This window comes from Paenibacillus sp. RU5M, assembly GCF_900221055.1.
GTDB classification, from domain to species: Bacteria; Bacillota; Bacilli; order Paenibacillales; family Paenibacillaceae; genus Paenibacillus; species Paenibacillus marchantiae.
Map to the genome: position 1 here is coordinate 36021 of NZ_OBQM01000008.1, position 16909 is coordinate 52929.

At 42.5% G+C, this 16909-nt stretch carries 21 protein-coding genes and 1 pseudogene; 17 read left to right on the forward strand and 5 right to left on the reverse strand.

What is annotated here, in order from left to right; genetic code table 11:
• Positions 1–78: 78 nt before the first annotated feature.
• The 3 genes from CRO25_RS21500 to CRO25_RS21510 all read left to right on the forward strand — a co-directional run bounded on the left by CRO25_RS21500 (position 79) and on the right by CRO25_RS21510 (position 2783).
• Complete coding sequence (locus CRO25_RS21500; RefSeq protein WP_079696393.1) at positions 79–1029, forward strand: sugar ABC transporter permease; 951 nt, start codon at positions 79–81, stop codon at positions 1027–1029.
• Between the two features lie 15 nt (positions 1030–1044).
• On the forward strand, positions 1045–1917 hold the full coding sequence (locus CRO25_RS21505) for a carbohydrate ABC transporter permease (protein WP_079696394.1): 873 nt from the start codon (positions 1045–1047) through the stop codon (positions 1915–1917).
• Positions 1918–2201: 284 nt separating this feature from the next.
• Positions 2202–2783, forward strand: coding sequence for a hypothetical protein (locus CRO25_RS21510; protein WP_079696395.1), 582 nt, complete (start codon positions 2202–2204; stop codon positions 2781–2783).
• A gap of 294 nt (positions 2784–3077) precedes the next feature.
• Here the strand turns inward: CRO25_RS21510 and CRO25_RS21515 are convergent, their stop codons facing one another.
• The gene (locus tag CRO25_RS21515; RefSeq protein WP_079696396.1) at positions 3078–3665 is read right to left on the reverse strand and encodes an NAD(P)H oxidoreductase; all 588 of its coding nucleotides are present in this window, start codon (positions 3663–3665) and stop codon (positions 3078–3080) included.
• Between the two features lie 245 nt (positions 3666–3910).
• Between CRO25_RS21515 and CRO25_RS21520 the strand changes: the two are divergent.
• The 4 genes and pseudogenes from CRO25_RS21520 to CRO25_RS21535 all read left to right on the forward strand — a co-directional run bounded on the left by CRO25_RS21520 (position 3911) and on the right by CRO25_RS21535 (position 6106).
• A pseudogene (locus CRO25_RS21520) lies at positions 3911–4308 on the forward strand (winged helix-turn-helix transcriptional regulator).
• Complete coding sequence (locus CRO25_RS21525) at positions 4305–4502, forward strand: hypothetical protein (RefSeq protein WP_179132229.1); 198 nt, start codon at positions 4305–4307, stop codon at positions 4500–4502. The pseudogene CRO25_RS21520 and the gene CRO25_RS21525 overlap by 4 nt, the downstream one beginning before the upstream one ends.
• Before the next feature lie 78 nt (positions 4503–4580).
• On the forward strand, positions 4581–4952 hold the full coding sequence (locus CRO25_RS21530; RefSeq protein WP_143813196.1) for a hypothetical protein: 372 nt from the start codon (positions 4581–4583) through the stop codon (positions 4950–4952).
• Between the two features lie 290 nt (positions 4953–5242).
• Positions 5243–6106 carry a DUF4085 family protein gene (locus CRO25_RS21535; protein ID WP_079696398.1) on the forward strand — a complete coding sequence of 288 codons (864 nt, stop codon included), beginning with the start codon at positions 5243–5245 and terminating at the stop codon, positions 6104–6106.
• A 162-nt stretch (positions 6107–6268) separates the two neighbouring features.
• Here CRO25_RS21535 and CRO25_RS21540 read toward each other — a convergent pair whose 3' ends face one another.
• Positions 6269–7321 (reverse strand): anti sigma factor C-terminal domain-containing protein, encoded by a 1053-nt coding sequence (locus CRO25_RS21540; RefSeq protein ID WP_079696399.1) that lies wholly within the window; start codon positions 7319–7321, stop codon positions 6269–6271.
• A 2-nt stretch (positions 7322–7323) separates the two neighbouring features.
• Complete coding sequence (locus CRO25_RS21545) at positions 7324–7833, reverse strand: RNA polymerase sigma factor (RefSeq protein WP_079696400.1); 510 nt, start codon at positions 7831–7833, stop codon at positions 7324–7326.
• A gap of 181 nt (positions 7834–8014) precedes the next feature.
• On the opposite strand from CRO25_RS21545, the gene CRO25_RS21550 reads away from it, so the two are divergent.
• The 4 genes from CRO25_RS21550 to CRO25_RS21565 are packed head-to-tail and all read left to right on the forward strand — an operon-like array spanning position 8015 to position 9788.
• A complete protein-coding gene (locus tag CRO25_RS21550; RefSeq protein ID WP_079696401.1) occupies positions 8015–8554 on the forward strand; it encodes an HAD-IIIA family hydrolase in 540 nt (179 codons plus the stop codon).
• A gap of 55 nt (positions 8555–8609) precedes the next feature.
• Positions 8610–9083 carry an NUDIX domain-containing protein gene (locus CRO25_RS21555; RefSeq protein ID WP_079696402.1) on the forward strand — a complete coding sequence of 158 codons (474 nt, stop codon included), beginning with the start codon at positions 8610–8612 and terminating at the stop codon, positions 9081–9083.
• A gap of 27 nt (positions 9084–9110) precedes the next feature.
• Entirely contained in the window at positions 9111–9488 is a 378-nt protein-coding gene (locus tag CRO25_RS21560) for a hypothetical protein (protein ID WP_079696403.1), read from the forward strand.
• 12 nt (positions 9489–9500) lie between these two features.
• The gene (locus CRO25_RS21565; RefSeq protein WP_079696404.1) at positions 9501–9788 is read left to right on the forward strand and encodes an SHOCT domain-containing protein; all 288 of its coding nucleotides are present in this window, start codon (positions 9501–9503) and stop codon (positions 9786–9788) included.
• A gap of 109 nt (positions 9789–9897) precedes the next feature.
• Here the strand turns inward: CRO25_RS21565 and CRO25_RS21570 are convergent, their stop codons facing one another.
• A complete protein-coding gene (locus CRO25_RS21570; protein ID WP_079696405.1) occupies positions 9898–10326 on the reverse strand; it encodes a hypothetical protein in 429 nt (142 codons plus the stop codon).
• 143 nt (positions 10327–10469) lie between these two features.
• Here CRO25_RS21570 and CRO25_RS21575 point away from each other — a divergent pair, with 143 nt between their 5' ends.
• Both CRO25_RS21575 and CRO25_RS21580 read left to right on the forward strand, forming a co-directional pair.
• Positions 10470–10682, forward strand: a complete 213-nt coding sequence (locus tag CRO25_RS21575; protein ID WP_079696406.1) for a hypothetical protein — start codon at positions 10470–10472, stop codon at positions 10680–10682.
• Between the two features lie 62 nt (positions 10683–10744).
• Positions 10745–11161 carry a hypothetical protein gene (locus tag CRO25_RS21580; protein ID WP_079696407.1) on the forward strand — a complete coding sequence of 139 codons (417 nt, stop codon included), beginning with the start codon at positions 10745–10747 and terminating at the stop codon, positions 11159–11161.
• A gap of 303 nt (positions 11162–11464) precedes the next feature.
• Here the strand turns inward: CRO25_RS21580 and CRO25_RS21585 are convergent, their stop codons facing one another.
• Positions 11465–12433, reverse strand: coding sequence for a cation diffusion facilitator family transporter (locus tag CRO25_RS21585; protein WP_079696408.1), 969 nt, complete (start codon positions 12431–12433; stop codon positions 11465–11467).
• Between the two features lie 502 nt (positions 12434–12935).
• Between CRO25_RS21585 and CRO25_RS21590 the strand changes: the two genes are divergently transcribed.
• The 4 genes from CRO25_RS21590 to CRO25_RS21605 all read left to right on the forward strand — a co-directional run bounded on the left by CRO25_RS21590 (position 12936) and on the right by CRO25_RS21605 (position 16851).
• Positions 12936–13613, forward strand: coding sequence for a response regulator transcription factor (locus tag CRO25_RS21590; protein ID WP_063564057.1), 678 nt, complete (start codon positions 12936–12938; stop codon positions 13611–13613).
• Positions 13614–13636: 23 nt separating this feature from the next.
• Positions 13637–14986, forward strand: coding sequence for a HAMP domain-containing sensor histidine kinase (locus tag CRO25_RS21595; RefSeq protein WP_257018707.1), 1350 nt, complete (start codon positions 13637–13639; stop codon positions 14984–14986).
• Between the two features lie 66 nt (positions 14987–15052).
• On the forward strand, positions 15053–16177 hold the full coding sequence (locus tag CRO25_RS21600) for an ABC transporter permease (RefSeq protein ID WP_079696410.1): 1125 nt from the start codon (positions 15053–15055) through the stop codon (positions 16175–16177).
• Positions 16174–16851, forward strand: a complete 678-nt coding sequence (locus CRO25_RS21605) for an ABC transporter ATP-binding protein (RefSeq protein WP_079696411.1) — start codon at positions 16174–16176, stop codon at positions 16849–16851. Before CRO25_RS21600 ends, CRO25_RS21605 begins: the two co-directional genes overlap by 4 nt.
• The last annotated feature ends 58 nt before the right edge of the window (positions 16852–16909 follow it).

Consider the following 16909-nt stretch of genomic DNA (forward strand, 5'->3'; position numbering starts at 1 on the left):
TGATACTATTTATAGCAGAGATCCCCATTACACACAAAAACTTTTTTTTGGGAACAGGAGCGCGCTATGGAGGCTAATATGGAAGCTAACCGTGTACCTCAGGCGGACATTGGGAGCAAGCCGAACAGAAAAACAAAAAAACGCTATAAACAACCATGGATTCTGCACTTGATGGTGTTGCCGGCGGCCATTATGGTCTTTATTTTTTCGTATATTCCGATGTCCGGGATTCTTATGGCATTTCAAGACTATAAACCTGCACTTGGTTTTTTCGATTCCGAATGGGTCGGACTGAAGCATTTCAGATACATGTGGGAAAATGATTATTTCCTGCAAATTACGTGGAATACGCTGTTTTTTGCCTGTTCCAAGATCATCATGAACCTAATTATTCCGTTTGTCTTCGCCTTGTTGCTTAATGAGGTACGGAAGATTGCACTGAAAAGAACGATTCAAACGCTCGTATATTTGCCGCACTTTTTGTCTTGGGTTACACTGTCAGGCATTCTGATCGACATTCTAGCGCAGACGGGTATTATCAATCAGTTCTTAGTCTCCGTATTCGGTATTAAGCCAATATTCTTCCTGGGGGATGGCAGCTGGTTCCGGTTTACGATTATTGCGAGTGATGTCTGGAAAGAGTTTGGATTCAATACAATCATTTTCCTTGCGGCATTGTCCGGCATTAACCCGTCACTGTATGAAGCAGCTGAAGTGGATGGGGCGGGACGGTGGAAGCAAACGATGTATATTACCATCCCGGCACTTATTCCGATTGGGATCGTCATTGCAACCCTGGCACTGGGTAATGTGCTCAACGCCAACTTTGACCAGATCTTTAACTTATATAGTCCATTGATTTATCAGCAAGGGGATATTATAGATACGTTTGTGTATAGAGAAGGTCTGTTAAGTGGGCAGTTCAGTTTCGCTACCGCCGTGAATCTGTTCAAGTCGGTCATTAGTTTGATCCTGATTGTGATCTCCTACCGACTGGCTTACCGATTCGCCGGATACCGAATTTTCTAGAAAGGATGAAGAGCCATGTATCATAAAACGATGCCTTACCGAATATTCAGCATATTCAACAATGTGTTACTGACCATCCTTTCGCTGCTCTGCTTGCTGCCGTTGTATCACTTGCTCATGGTATCACTGAGCGCATCTGCTCCTGCCAATGCTGGACTGGTGACGTTCTGGCCGATTGGTTTTACACTGGAGGCGTATGCCAAGACGTTTGTCAATACCAATTTCCTCTCCTCCTTGTGGGTGTCCATACAGCGGACGGTACTTGGAACGGGGCTTGCGTTAATCGTGAATACGATTGCAGCCTATGCGCTCTCCAAGGAGACGCGGGTGTTCCGTGCACGCAACATCTATCTGTGGTATTTTGTCATCACGATGCTGTTCAGTGGTGGCCTCATTCCGGGGTATATCCTGATTCTGAAGCTGGGACTGATGAATACATTACTCGCCTTGATCCTGCCGGGATTGGTTGCGGTGTTCAACATTATCCTGCTGCTGAATTTCTTCCGTACTGTACCGAAGGATCTGGAGGAAGCTGCATTTATTGATGGGGCAGGGCACTTGCAGACATTTATCAAAATCTATCTGCCCGTCTCCGTACCTGTCATTGCAACGGTTTCCCTCTTCATGATGGTCGGACATTGGAACTCGTACTTTGACGGGATTATCTACATCCGTGATGCAGAAAAGCTGCCATTGGCAACATTTATGCAGACGATCATCGTCCAGGCTGATATGTCGAAGCTCGACCCGGAAGTGGTTGCGAACCTATCCCAACGGACCATACGGGCTTCGCAGATCTTTATCAGCGCACTGCCGATCCTGCTTGTGTATCCGTTCCTGCAACGTTATTTTGTAACGGGGATCGTAGTTGGTGCTGTGAAGGAGTAGAGTCGAGTAGTGGTACGAATAGGTGTGGAAAAGGAGCTGCTGAACTGGTGGAAGGCCAGGGAGGTGGCTTCTTTTTTTGCGTGGATAAAGAATTGCACATATGTAGTTAATTACCTTTATTTGAATAAAATGGTATGATAGAAACAATGAAATAGATATCCTTTTTCATTTATATAGAGTTGTGTACGAAGTGCAGAAGTTATGATGGTTACCCTTAAAAATTTTCCAAATAATAGATTATCCCAACGTAGATCTCATGCTTTTGCGTGAAAGGAGAAATATCAATGATTCAAAACCATAACTCATGGTCTGTTTGTATATCCAGTGATTTTGAATTGAACTTTATGATCTATGTAGCGAGTACGTATGGCCTTCTTAAAGAGGACATCAATGAGAATATTCTATGGCCATCCCGGCAAATGGTAGAATCAGATGAACTTCATCAAAAACTTGAAATACAATGGAAATGGTTCTGGGATCGCAGCATTAACCAAAAGGCGCATAAAAATAATCATCATGTATCATTTGTGCTAGGACTGCCCGACTTTGAGTTAGTTGAACAACATGAATTAAGGGAGGTATTGGTTCATTTATGGCCATCCTTTAGGCAGTGGTGGTACATGCCAGCGGGCGGGCAAGCTGCAATGAATTACTGGGAAGGAACACCTAACCTTATACGTTATGTTCAAGAATTTGAAGATGAAGTGGGTAGAAAAATTAAACCGTTTCACTTGAATATGGATTTAATCTATAACGGTCCCAATGAGCCGATTGAAGTAACGGAAGAATACATTATTATGCCAATCAAAATTGAATATTTAATGAAGAGGGATTGGTGGATCAGTAGATTTAAAGAACGATATTAAGAACGTAAACATAACTCTGGAGTTGATGGATTACGCACATACAACCTATCTGAGTAACCATGGCATCATCGATCTTAGCATGCTGGTGAAGTTTCTTCTTTCGACAGTAAAATAATGAATGACACAAATGTAGGGTCGCTCTTCGGAGCGACCCTACATTTGTGTTTTAAAGGGTAGTTGTTCTTAAACTCGAGAGATTAGCGTGATGGTTAACGTGATTTATTTTCACAAAAAAGGCTTCAAGCCACCGAACTTACAACAAAACTTCAGACCTCATATAGGGAAGTAATACCGTTATGGAGTCGGGATAGCGTTATCATAATTTAGTCCCAACTGATACGCCTGTTTCAGAAGTGCCTCATAATGCTCAGGCTGCGCATCCAACGTTTCATATAAAAATTCAACGCTCGACTGGGGCACGCCGCAGTAATTGGCAATACCCACATTGAGCAGATTCGTGATTGATTCATCATAGTTTCGCTTCTGCATCTGTTCTTCCGTCACGCCCGCAAGAGCAATCCATAACATCTGCTGATGATGAAGCTTGTTCGAGCCGTAGGCAAACCCGTTGTTCATGACACGATCCACATACCCTTTCAGCATGGCTGGCAGATGCCACCACCAGAGAGGAAACACAAAAGCGACAGCGTCGTGCTTCTTCAATCGCTCTATCTCCGCTTCTATCTCAGGGGAGAAAACCTGATGTTCCTTGGTAAAGTCAGGTTCATCTATGCCTTGGAGAACAGGGTTGAAGCCAATGCCATGCAAATCCAATATCTCAAAATCGTGACCAGCCTCGGCAAGGCCCTGCACGAAATGATCGGTAACCTGGAAGGTCAGGGAATCTTTTCTCGAATGCGACACAACGACTAATACATTCATCTTATCTTTCACTACCTTTCTGCATTGCTGTCTTGTAGCCATGAATCGCCGGCTGATGCTATTATAAACAGGTATGAAAACATCTGGAAGTACGCACTTTGATGTTCTATAGGAAGAATGAAGTGCCATAGGAACATTAAAGTACCCTGAATGGATGCCTAAAAATGGGCTTAAATAATGGAAAAAAGAGCAGCAAGAAGATTACGTTTTACCTTGAATACAGCCTGATTATGGAGGGGTTCAGAATGACGGAACATGAAGACACAAACGCTCCAAAAAAATATAAAGTTGGCGTGGAGGCGGCCTGGAAGTAATGGGCGGGAAGTGGAAGCCTTTGATTATTTATCATTTGATGACAGGACGTAAACGCACGTCGGAGCTTCGAAGATTGATACCGGACATTACGCAAAAGATGCTGACAACACAGCTCAGAGGTCTGGAAAAGGACGAGATCGTGCAGCGCAAGGTATATTCGGAGGTTCCTCCCAAAGTGGAATACGAGTTAACGGACTACGGCTGGGGACTCAAGCCTGCCCTGGACCATTTATGTTATTGGGGAGAAGAGCATCTGGATAAAATCCACGGGGATAAGTTTAAAGTTTTGGAGGACTTCGATTCTGAAGAGAAGGGGGCGAGAAATTGATTGTAGGATACGTGGATGAAGACCAGCCTGTCCGGTTAAATCATGAACATACCGAGTACCAATGGATGACGTTTGACGAAGCCAAAGAAAATGCGGCATTGCCCGGAATTGATGATATTTTGGATTTTGTTGAAAAGCATTTTGCCAGAAAAGCCCCTTCCGAGTGGCTTCGGATTAATGGAGAGAATGATTAGGAGGTGAAACTCATCACATACAAGACGATTTATCCAAGAGATGTATTGAATTTAATATGCATGCTGGCCATTGAAGCTATGCTTTTCAGAAATGTTATTTACGATGAAAATGGTATTCTGAAGTACTCCCTGATCGTTATATTGACCTATATTCTGGGTTATATCGTTTTTCTGATCTGGCGTTTATTTTTCACTAAACCCAGTATTACGCTGGAGAGCGATCATGTGATTTCTACGAAACATCGGAAATACGATGCATCCGAGATTGAATGCATTTATATGAATTACAGACGGATTGGCATCAAACTCTATGGTAAACGGTTAGTGCCGATGGATCTATGTTTTTATTTTCAACGAGGTCAGGAATCCGCAGGACTAGAGGAGTTATATGCATGGGCAGCACGGAATCATAAAGATGTGAAACACAAGTTCTTTCAAACCTTAGCGTAGACCAGTACGTCTGTTGAATATAAGGAATCGTTGAGGCTGAAGATTTTGGAGGAGTAGCGATGTAAACAATAGAGCAATTTCTAACGAGATCGATCTGAAATTGTCGAGGTTCTGGGTTTTACGAGATTGGTTATCGCAAACACGATTAATGAATATGATATTGTCAAAAATCATCCTAAACAATTAACAGCTTATTTTAAACGCACACGAATTCCAGGTGCAGCTAAATTCTCGTCACAAATTAAAACAAAGTAAATTTAGATTTCTAAAAATCAGCAGGAGAGATGCCCATGAGATATCTAACGAAAGAATGGTATGAGCTTTGTCAGCGGACAGGGCTTCATTTTGGGATGAGGGTACATAGAGGAGCTTACGAATTGGACGAAGCACTTTTCCTGCGACGTTATAAAAGAAAAGAAAAAGAGTATATAGAGCTTCAGCGTGAGATGTACAATACAGATCCTCGTTTTTTGCTGGAGCAAAATGGCCATGTTTTTGTACCTGCCGAAAAGTTTTTTAGTGGGAATGAAATATCGGAAGATGATAAAAAAGTATATCAGATGCCTGCTGAAGAAAGAGAGCGGATCGAGAAATTAATCGCAGAGTATGATGTGAGGCCTCCTTTTGAAGAACTGCAGCATAGAATTGCATTTAAAGACATGCAGGAATGGGATTACAAACACCAGGAAGAACGATTACCAAAGGAAATCTATGAGCAAATTGTAGATATCCGTTTGTTTACGCTTGGGTATTGCACAAGAGAAATATTGCTTCAGTTAAAGAAACAGAGTGCGGAAAATACGATAGAGATGGACCGCGTATCGAAAGAATACAGGGAGGCCATTTTAGCGCAGGATATTCCGGATGAAATTCGTAGCCGGGTTCAGTTTCATGATTGTACAGTGACGGAACTGCTGACGGGAGAGGAAGTTGTCATTCGTTTTGATACCAGTGGAGGCTTCACTAATATGAATAAACTTACGCTGATTGCACCCGAAATCATCAAGCGAGAAGGAGAGATTGTAGGCAGTTACTGGCTGTATCAGGAGTTGTATAGGATCGATAACGGATATGAGCTTCATGTTTTATTTTACGGAGAAAATATGCCTGAACTGATCGTTCGCTGTGAAGATATTCTCGCAGAAGAAGAGTGAGGCAGAGGCGGCGGTAGAGAAACTGAGCTTCCCGCAACAATAATATTACACAAGGTGATTTTATGAAAAAAAGAAATCAAAAAAAAGAGATAATACCACTGATTAAACAGGTATCATCTCTTTTCTTATATGAAACGTAATGTCGATACTGGATAAGTCATTTTAATCCCAATTCCATATCTCTACTCGATTCAAATGGAACTGTTGGAATTCCGGGACCTTTGTAAGTTTCTCTAACTCTCGTACGGGACCAGTAACAACCGCGCCATATACTTGAACGCCATTCTTTTTTAAATAGGCAAGACGTTGTTTATCCAGTTCAGCACCACTGTACTCAATATGGTTTGACATCCATTCTAGATCAGACATCATCGCTTGAATTTGTTCCTGCATCTGTCCTGCATCGTCAGATACAAAGTAATTAAACCATCTTGCACCATTGTCATTGAATTCATAAAGAGGCTTAAGGCTAAGATGAGGAATATTATAGTCAAACATTCCTGCGCGTGAATAGGAAACACCAGGCTCGGTGAATTCGCCTGAATAGATCGGCATGGCGGTCACCGCAACATCGTAATCTGAGAGAAGCTGCATCAGTTGGTCGGGAGACGCTAGATTTTTCAAGGATAATGACATCTCTGCGACATGTCCATCATCAATTTTACCTAGCCGCTTAAGGCTACTACTTTCCTCAGAATCATTATGATCAGATTTACCACCCACTAGTGAATAAGGGAGATAGAAAGGGCCTGGGTTATTGCCATTCATATACGCTCCTGTATTAGTAATCGTATAGGTGAATTTACCGGTTATACTGAGTTCAGCTTGAATTTCACCTGTGATTACCTCCCATGAACCTACGTGTCGATATATTTTCAAATTAGCTTTTTGAGTTAAAAACGGGGTTACTTCAAAAGGTTGAACATTTATTTTTTTTTCTACACGAAGTCCGTCACCATGCATTTCAACAACAGATATAATGGAACGCATGAAATTGTTACGTACCGCTGATTGATCAAAATAGATATGGAGTGACGATACATAGATGTGATATACCATAAATACTAGAAAAAGAGCTCCTCCTGCATTTAGGAAAAACTTCCATCTCGTTTTCCAAACCATTCGTTTAAACTGCTTATGACCCCATTCAGGACGCTGATACTCAAAATCCTCTTCCTGAAATACACGTTCCTCATCATGTGGTGTTTTAGACATTCTCAAACGTCTCCTTTCATTTGAAGCATCTCTGCTTTGAATCGTTCTCTGGCGCGAAAAAGAGTGACCTTAACCTTGTTCATGTTCATATCCAGAATCTCGCAAAGTTCTTTATAAGATAACTCGTTCATTTCTCGTAGCACCAAAATGGTCCTATACTGTTCGGGAAGTTTCTTCATCACTTGTTGAATACGAAGGGTACGTTCACGAGCTGTGAGCACTTCCTCAGGGGAACGATATGTATTTTCTGTCGCTTGTTGCTCCATCTCTCGATTCATTTGAATTTCTCCACGATATTTACGATACCAATCAATAAATAAATGCCGAGCTACTTTGTATAGCCAGGCTCTGGCGTAACTTGCATGCTCTGCTTTCATGGATACCATGGCTCTGTAAAAGGTTTCTTGAACTAACTCCTCAGCTGTCTCCTGAGATCCACACATACGGTATAGATAGAGATGCAGGGAGGATTGGTACTGCTTGAATAGTTCGGCATATAAATCACTCCTCATTTCAAGTTTCCTCCTCCTTCTCTTTAGACAACGGGTCAAGTCAAATAATGTTACAGTAAAATTGAAAAAAATTAGGAGGTTTCTTTAGGAACTAAAATAAGAAAAAGAGTAACCATAAGTAAGAGAACAAAAAACATAGTGTAGCTTAACAATGTAAAATTCTCTTGGAAAGGGACAGACCATGACCAAATCAAATTTGGATGTACAAGCTGTTTTTATGGATAGAGATGGAACAATCGATGGGACAGGTCACTTTATTCATCCTAGAGATTTTGAATTATATCCGAATGCGAAGGAAGCAATCATGCTTTTAAAAACAAGCGGAATTAAGGTCTTTGCTTTTACAAATCAATACAGAATTTCTCGTGGAGAAGCAACTGTTCAAGATTTTGAAGAACAATTTCGTGAATATGGATTTGATCAGTCCTATATATGTCCACATGAACAAGAATGCAGCTGCAGAAAGCCGAAACCTGCTATGTTGTTACATGCTTCTGAGCAACACGATCTGGATTTATCAAAATGCATAGTTATTGGTGACGTGGGGGATACCGACATGCTTGCTGCCCATGCAGTAGGAGCGACAAAGATCATGGTGAAGACAGGTTGGGGAGAATCCTCATTAACAAAATTTAGAGACAGATGGTCAGAGACAGAACCTGATTATGTCGCAGAACATATTTTAGATGCAGTGCAATGGATCATTAGAGGACCGGAGTGAGGTAAGCCGAATGGCATCGAACTTTAATAATAAGGTGATAGGAGGGTGTTCAATTATGGGAATGTCTGATTATTATAAAAACCTTAGGGAAAAGATCGGAAACGAGTTGATTTTTATGCCAGGTGTGGCTGGGGTTATCCGAAATGAACAAGGAGAGATCTTTTTCGGTCGTAAACATAATGAAACCAACTGGGGCTTAATTGCTGGGGCAATCGAGCTCGGTGAGACACCTGCTCAAGCGATGATAAGAGAAGCATGGGAAGAGACAGGACTTATCATAGAACCGGAGAAAGTGATAGGGATCTATGGTGGTGAAGAGCAGCGGTTTACATACAGTAATGGTCACCAGGTTGAATATTTAACGATCGTATTTGAATGCAGTATCAAGTCTGGACAACTGGCATCCGATAATGAAGAGATGAAAGATCTGCAATTTTTCCCCGAGCATGAGCTTCCACCTATTGCAAACAAGTATCCAGACTATATTTTTAGTTCTAACCAAGAAGGACGAGCTCATTTTATTAAATAGTCTCAATTATTAAAAGGAGGAGTGAGCGTGAGAAGCTCCAGGTTTACACCATATTTAAGTTTTATTGGTTTTGGGTTAATTATCATGACATTGGTCATAAATCTTATTTTTAAATATGGAAGGGGATTGGATGAAGGTTCCCTTATGCTATTATCGGTTGCTAATGCCGTCTCATTAGTTTTCACTTTAGTATGGGGATTATTTGGGACTATTGAGTTGTATTTATTATTGAATTCGAATAAGAAACTTAAATCCGGATTGGATACTGGGAATATTAGTAAAGAAGAGTACATGAATAAAGCCAAAAATCTAAAATTCTGTTATGTTGTAAATATAAGTTATCTGGTTATGCTTTTAATTCAACTTGCATATGTCATTATGAATTGGGACGAGGTCGATGTTTAGGAGGAATTATAATTGAAAGCATTGTCGATCATTGGTATTGTGTTATTTACATTAACGTTTTTTATGATATTCGGATTAGGGCCAGAAGATCCTGATAGCGCAGCAATCTTGGGACTTTTAAGCATGCTGTACGCCATACCTTTTTCAATTGTAGTTTTGGTTAGAGCTAATAAATTAAAAAAGCCACGTGTAAATGTTCACGAACAGCTTCTGCAATTAGGTGAGTTGAGAGAAAAAAATATCATTACTGAGTTTGAGTTTGAACAAAAGAAAGAGAAGCTGTTCTCTAAAATTAAGTAGTTCAGAGACAACTACATACCATAATGGAGGCCTACCTAAGATAATAGTTATCGGGGTGGGTCTCCATTATTAATAAATATCTTCGTTAATTAAATAATCTAAATCAACCTTACTCATTCGTAATCTTTATCGTTTCATCAGTAATGGTCTTACCGTCACTCCCCAATGCCTGAACAATCACATGGTGATGCACAGACTTACCCGCAATATCCCACGTTATCTTCCACCCATCGTCCTCGTTAGTATCATACCCAATAAGTTCTCGTTCTCCCCAAGTCTCAGTTCCTGTTGGAACGGCCCAGAAAAGAAGTGTTTCCGCGTTGGTCGCCTCTACTGTGACATTTAACTCTGTGCTATCTGTAGGAATTATAATCCAACCTTCTTTTTCGGGAAAGTTAGTCTCAACATTTGCAATCATGGGCATAGCCTCATTTCTTGGGATAACCTCAGTGTCATGATTTTCAGTAGGAACTTCTGAAGCGCAGGCTGTGAGAAGAAGGAAGAGCAGAAGAATCGGGAAAAATGCTATATTTGTCATGATGATTACCTCTTTCTATATAGTGGTATTCACAAATCCTCCAGAGTAATTCCCTCGCACTTGGTTTGACAATACGTTATATGCATGTAAACATAACAGTTAATCAATTACAGTTTAATATAAGTAAGGAGTTGTAAATCAGGATGGAATTCTTTGGAGCTCTTATAGCGTTGATCCTATGTTTTATTGTGTTTCTTATCGTTGCTGCAGTTATACGTTATGTGATAGATTCTTCAAAAACATCGAAAAGACTTGAGGATCTAATAAAAGAAGTACACTATTTGAGAACTGAAATTAAAAAACAAAATAACAATAAACAAGGCGATAATAAATATTTCATTGACGAGAAAGTATAGGATGCCTATTCTAGAAGCCATACCTTGCATCATGCAAGTCGTTTTATGGAAGGAGGATTAAGATGCAAAGTGATTTCATTGAGTTAGTTGAAGAGAGTGATGAGAGGTACAAATGTTATGTTTTAAAAAATACAGTCCAAATATTTAAGCAATCCATTAAGGATGAGGATTTAAATGATGTCCGACTCTATATATCGACGACTATTCAGTTAGATGCAATTGCTGATGTAGTAGAGTCATATCTGCATTGGTTTACGGAGTGTGAGGCCGTATTTCGAAATTATTATGAGAATGAACTTCGTGAACAAGTACATAAGGATTGGTTTAATGAAATTGAAGTATATCAAGTAGATATAACATTTAACAGTAAAGAGGACTACGGAGCAACGATAGCCTGTGGAGACAATGTATTACAAGGTCACATTATGATTATTGATTTTGATCGAGAACATATCCAAGCTATCCACTTAAATGGATAGGCTAATTATATATACCATCTATGATGATATTTTGTAGTCTATTGTTTTCTCTTAGCTCCAGGTAGTTAAGAAATAGGAGCAGCGTTATCAGTACAAGGATCACTGACATGAACTTTTGGAATTTCCCCATGGTAGATATAACCTCCTCGTTATATTAAGTAAATCACAGTGTACAACAAATTAATTTGATAATGCCATTTGTATTACATAACACCTGAATGGAATTAAAGTTACGTGCAAAATGAAAAACAGGACTATTCCTCTAACGGGAATAAGTCCTGTTTCTATTTACAACTATTAATCTCAATGATGATGATGCGCATGAGCATCCGGTGCGTCGCCTTTGACGGTACATAATACCGAGGTGTCGTGAAGATGTTTTTCAGACTCTACCTGCAAGGTCACATGTTTGATTTCTTTATGCTCCAGCATATGTTCAATTTTCTGAACAAGCACCTCGGATGCATACACATCCATCGTTCCATCCACCACGATATGAGCGGTCAGTGCATTCAGGTTGCTGGTGATGGACCAGACATGCACGTCGTGCACGCCTTTGACGCCATCGACTTGTTTGATGGTCTGAACAAGGTCATTTACATCCACATTCGCTGGCGTTCCCTCCATCAAGATATGCAAGGATGATTTGGTGACAAAGAATCCACTGCGTAGAACCAGTACAGCTACAATGACACTTGCGAGTGGATCGGCCCAGCCCCAACCGAAGAACATCATAAGCAAAGCAGCAGCAATGGCGCCAACCGATCCGAGCATATCACTAATGACATGGAGGTATGCTCCGCGCATATTCAAGTTTTTCTCCGTATCGCTACCGCGCATCATGATCCATGCCACCAGGATATTAATGAGCAAGCCGATGATACTGATGATCAACATACCGACTGTTGCGACTTCTGGTGGGTTGATGAAGCGACCAATTGCTTCGTAAAAGATGTAAAGTGAGATGGCGATTAAGGTGACCCCATTTAACGTGGCTGCCAAAATCTCAAAGCGTCTGTACCCGTACGTTTTGCCTGTATTCACCGCTTTTTCGCCAAAGGTGAACGCCAGCAAGGCGATCCCCAAAGCTATGGAATCAGACAACATATGACCTGCATCGGAGATGAGGGCTAAGCTGTTCGTCATGAATCCGCCAACGGCTTCAACAATCATATAAACGGTAATAATAATGAAGGAAAATAACAGTACTTTCTTGTTATTGGTACTACCATGATTGTGTCCATGGTCGTGGTTGTGATGATGTCCGGACATATGAGATCCTCTCCTTTGGAGCCATGCTCCGTTATGTAATTGATTTCTTTTGTGACTACAAGTGATCTTCGGAAATGATAAAGTGCTAATACATGAACATATGAGCAGTTATTCATATGTTATGGTTTTATTATAGGTACACCTAATAATAGTGTCAACCAGATTCGAGAAAATATAAACATGACCTGTAAGCTCATCGCATGTGCGCTGGCGGTTTACGTTACTTTTGTGCTACCATCTGTGCAGGATGAATGTCGAGGAAGTTCCCGCTACAAATAATAAAATGAAGTAAATATAAGTTAAAAATAATATTTACACGGTAACGGAGAGGTCAGAAAAAATCTGGAGAAGCGGAGCGTTCGCCTTTATCCCCGGATTTTAACCTTTGAATAGGAAATAAAAAAATCTGGGGATAACAGCGATCAGAAGATTGTTCTGACCTTGTAGTGGCTAGTGTAAAAATGATTCATTTCAACTTAACAGAAAAGGGGCGGACAACAATATGAAGAATCTGCTTCTGGCGGACGACGACGCCAATATTAGAGCACTCCTCCGGCATGTCATGACCAAGGAAGGGTATCGGGTACATGAAGCACAGGATGGAGTGGAAGCAGTCAAGGTTATGCAAGCAACACCAATCGATCTGGCGATTCTGGATGTGATGATGCCAGGTATGGACGGACTGGAGTTATGTGATTTCATTCGGCAACATTATGACATACCGATTATGCTGCTGACAGCACGGGATCAACTATCCGACAAGCGGGATGGGTACTTGAGAGGCACAGATGAATATGTGACGAAGCCATTTGAACCCGAGGAACTGGTCTACCGGGTTAAAGCATTATTTCGTCGGTACCATCGTACGTCCAGTGATATCATTCGTATGAATCGCATCGTGATTGACCGGAATAATGTCGAGGTCTCCGATGGGCAATCGATTCTCTTTTTGCCAATGAAGGAGTTCGAGCTACTCTCTCAACTTGCTCAGTTTCCGGGGCGATTATTCTCGCGTGATGAACTAATTCGGTTGGTCTGGGGAGCGGATTATGAAGGCGATGACCGCACCGTGGATGTACATATCAAGCGGCTGCGTGATCGTTTTGCCGATTATGGGGATGATTTTGTCATTCAGACGGTACGGGGGATTGGTTATAAGATTGAGGTGAAAGCGCATTGAGATCACTGTACTTTCGGGTGTTTATGATTACAATCGCGGTGATTCTGGTCAGCGCCATGCTGGGTTTTCTTTTATCCAATATTTATTATCATGCGAAGCTGAAGTCTTTCAATGACGAGAAGTTAGTTGGCATCGCGACGCAAATGAAGCAGTTTGTGGAGCAGGAACCCGCTACGGTAGAGCATTACCTGGACAATGCCGCAGCGCTCGGTTACGAAATTTATGTGACAGATGGAAAAGGGAATGACCAATTCTATGGCCGCGAATTCCGCCAGAAAGATCTGGACAAGCAGGCTGTAGATCGGGTATTAGGTGGTGAGATATACCACGGCGTTGCCGAGTTTCCCAGCAAACCCTTCATTACGGGTTTCTTCGATAATCAATTGAGTAATACCGTTGGTGTTCATCTACAGATGGGCAATGCAAGTTATGCGTTGTTTATGCGCCCTGATGTTATTTTGCAGTTCGGTGAGCTGCGTATCTTTTTTGCGTTGATTGGAGCGTTTACGGTGGGCATTAGTATTCTGCTCTTTTTAATCAGTACCCGCTATCTGGTGAATCCGATTGAACGTCTGTCCGAGGCGACCAAGCGCATTGCCCAAGGAAACTATAATCTGAAATTGTCCACGACTAGGCGTGATGAGATTGGACAGCTGGCCCAGCATTTCATGACCATGAGTCGTGAATTGGAGCGGGTGGATCAGGCCCGTCAGCAGTTTGTATCGAACGTATCTCATGAGATTCAATCACCGCTGACCTCGATTCAGGGTTTTGCCCAACTGGTAGCGGATCGAGATCTGCCTGAACAAGAACGGGAGCACTATGCTTCCATTATTGAAGAGGAGAGCCGCCATCTCTCATTGCTCAGTAAACAATTGCTGCTGTTGTCCTCTCTGGAACAAGGTCATGAGGATTTGACCAAAGTGAGATTTTCTCTACGAGATCAATTCCGCCAATCGGTTCAGGTGCTGCAATGGCAGTTGGAAGAAAAAGAACTGTTGCTAAGGATCTCGGTACCCGAATCCATCCAGTTATATGGAAATGAAGTGCTGCTCATGCAAGTATGGATGAATCTGCTGGGTAATGCCGTGAATCATCTTCCACAGGGGAGAAGCATCGAGATTCGTGCAGAAGAGACCAATGCCCAGTGCGTAATCTATATTCGGGATACAGGAGATGGGATTGCGGCAGAGCATTTGCCTTTCCTGTTTGATCGGTTCTACCGGGTTGACCGTGCGAGAGAGCGCTCTTCCGGCCGAACTGGACTTGGACTTGCCATTGTGCAGAAAATTATCCGCATTCATGACGGTACGATTGAGGTCTCCAGTTCGTCAGAAGGAACGGTCTTTACCGTGACGCTCCCGCAGATGTAATCTGTTATTCATTTGCCGTTCATTTTCGCCTCCTATACTTGGGTTATCAAGAGGAGGTCAGAGAATATGTACTTGGCTATTAGAGAGATGAGGTTTGCCAAAGGGCGATATGCATTAATTGCTACAATTATGGTGCTTGTATCATTTCTGGTTTTGTTTGTCACAGGTCTGGCACAGGGGCTCGCGTATGATAACGCGGCATCCATCAAAAATATGGCAGCAACCCATTTTGTTCTGGAGCAGGATTCGAATCATCGGTTTACCCGCTCCCAGGTGAATCAGGACCAGCTGGAGCAGACACGCTCCGTTGTGGGGCAAGAGAACGCTGAACCGCTGGGTGTGAAAATGACAACGGTCAGTCCAGCTGGTGACACGAAGAAGATTGATGTAACGCTATTTATGGTGAACCCGGAAGGCTGGCTGGCTCCAACCGTAACCGAAGGCTCTACAATTACGGATCTGAAATCCGGGCAGGTTGTAGTGGATCAAAAGCTGTCTGAATCTGGCGTGAGGATTGGAACGGAACTGGTCGATCAAGCCTCGGGCACGAAGTGGACCGTGGGTGGATTTGTGGAAAATGAGTCCTTCAGTCACTCACCGGTTGTGTTTCTGAACGAGCAGGAATGGCTCGCTATTCAAGAAGGTTCTCGTACTTCGCAAGGAACAGCAAACTCTAATGCTCCGGTATACAATGCGATTGCCGTTAAAGATGCAGGTGAGAAGGTAGACAGCCTCAGTACTGCTTTGCCGAATACAGAAGTAATAACGAAGTCAGATGCGGTATCCGCTATTCCTGGGTACAAGGAAGAGCAGGGCTCACTGCTCATGATGATTGCCTTTTTATTTGTCATCTCGGCGTTTGTGCTTGCGGTATTCTTCTACGTCATCACGATTCAGAAAACGAGTCAATTTGGTATTTTGAAAGCCATTGGGACGCGAAATTCATATCTGGCGGGCAGTGTTTCGTTGCAAGTATTGCTTCTGTCCATCGGCAGTCTGGTGATCAGTGTGCTGTTGGTTCAGCTGTTTGAATCGATCTTGCCAGCTTCGATGCCGTTTCAATTAGGCTTGTCCACCCTAGCACTAACCTGTGTGTTATTCGTGGTGATGTCTATGGCGGGTTCGCTATTCTCGGTGTGGAAGGTTACCAAAATTGATGCGCTTGATGCGATTGGGAGGACAGCAGCATGAGAAACCGACTGGTATTGCAGGGAATTACACAGACTTTTGAAGATGGTGGAGTCAAACGGACGATATTGGATAAGTTGGATCTTAAGGTGGCCGAAGGAGAACTCGTCGCGGTCATGGGGCCTTCCGGCTCAGGCAAAAGTACATTTCTGTCCATCGCAGGTGCACTGCTTGAACCGACGGAGGGACAGGTTATGCTGGATGGCGCATCGATTATGGGCAAAAACAAACAGGACATATCCGATGTACGGCTCCAGCAGCTCGGGTTTATTTTTCAAAGCGCCAACCTCATTCCGTATCTGAAAGTGGAAGAACAACTGATGGTGGTCGCCAAGCTCGCCGGAACAGATAAAAACAAGGCAGAGAAGCGGGTCGATGAGCTGCTGGATACGGTAGGCTTATCGCATCGACGTAAGGCATATGCCGAGAAGCTTTCTGGCGGAGAACGCCAGCGGGTTGCCATTGCCAGAGCTTTGATGAATGATCCGGCCGTCCTGCTGGCGGATGAACCGACAGCCAGTCTGGATGAGGAACGTGGACTGGATATTGTGAGCATGATTGCACGGCTCGTGAAGGAGCAGGGCAAGAGTGCAGTCATGGTTACGCATGATGAGCGGATTTTGCCGCTATGTGATCGGGTTCTCTTTTTGGAAAACGGGAAACTGGTACACCATTAGTGGTCAGAGTGGAAAGTGTAAACTTTCTTTAGTTCAACTGAAATAACATTAGAAGGTC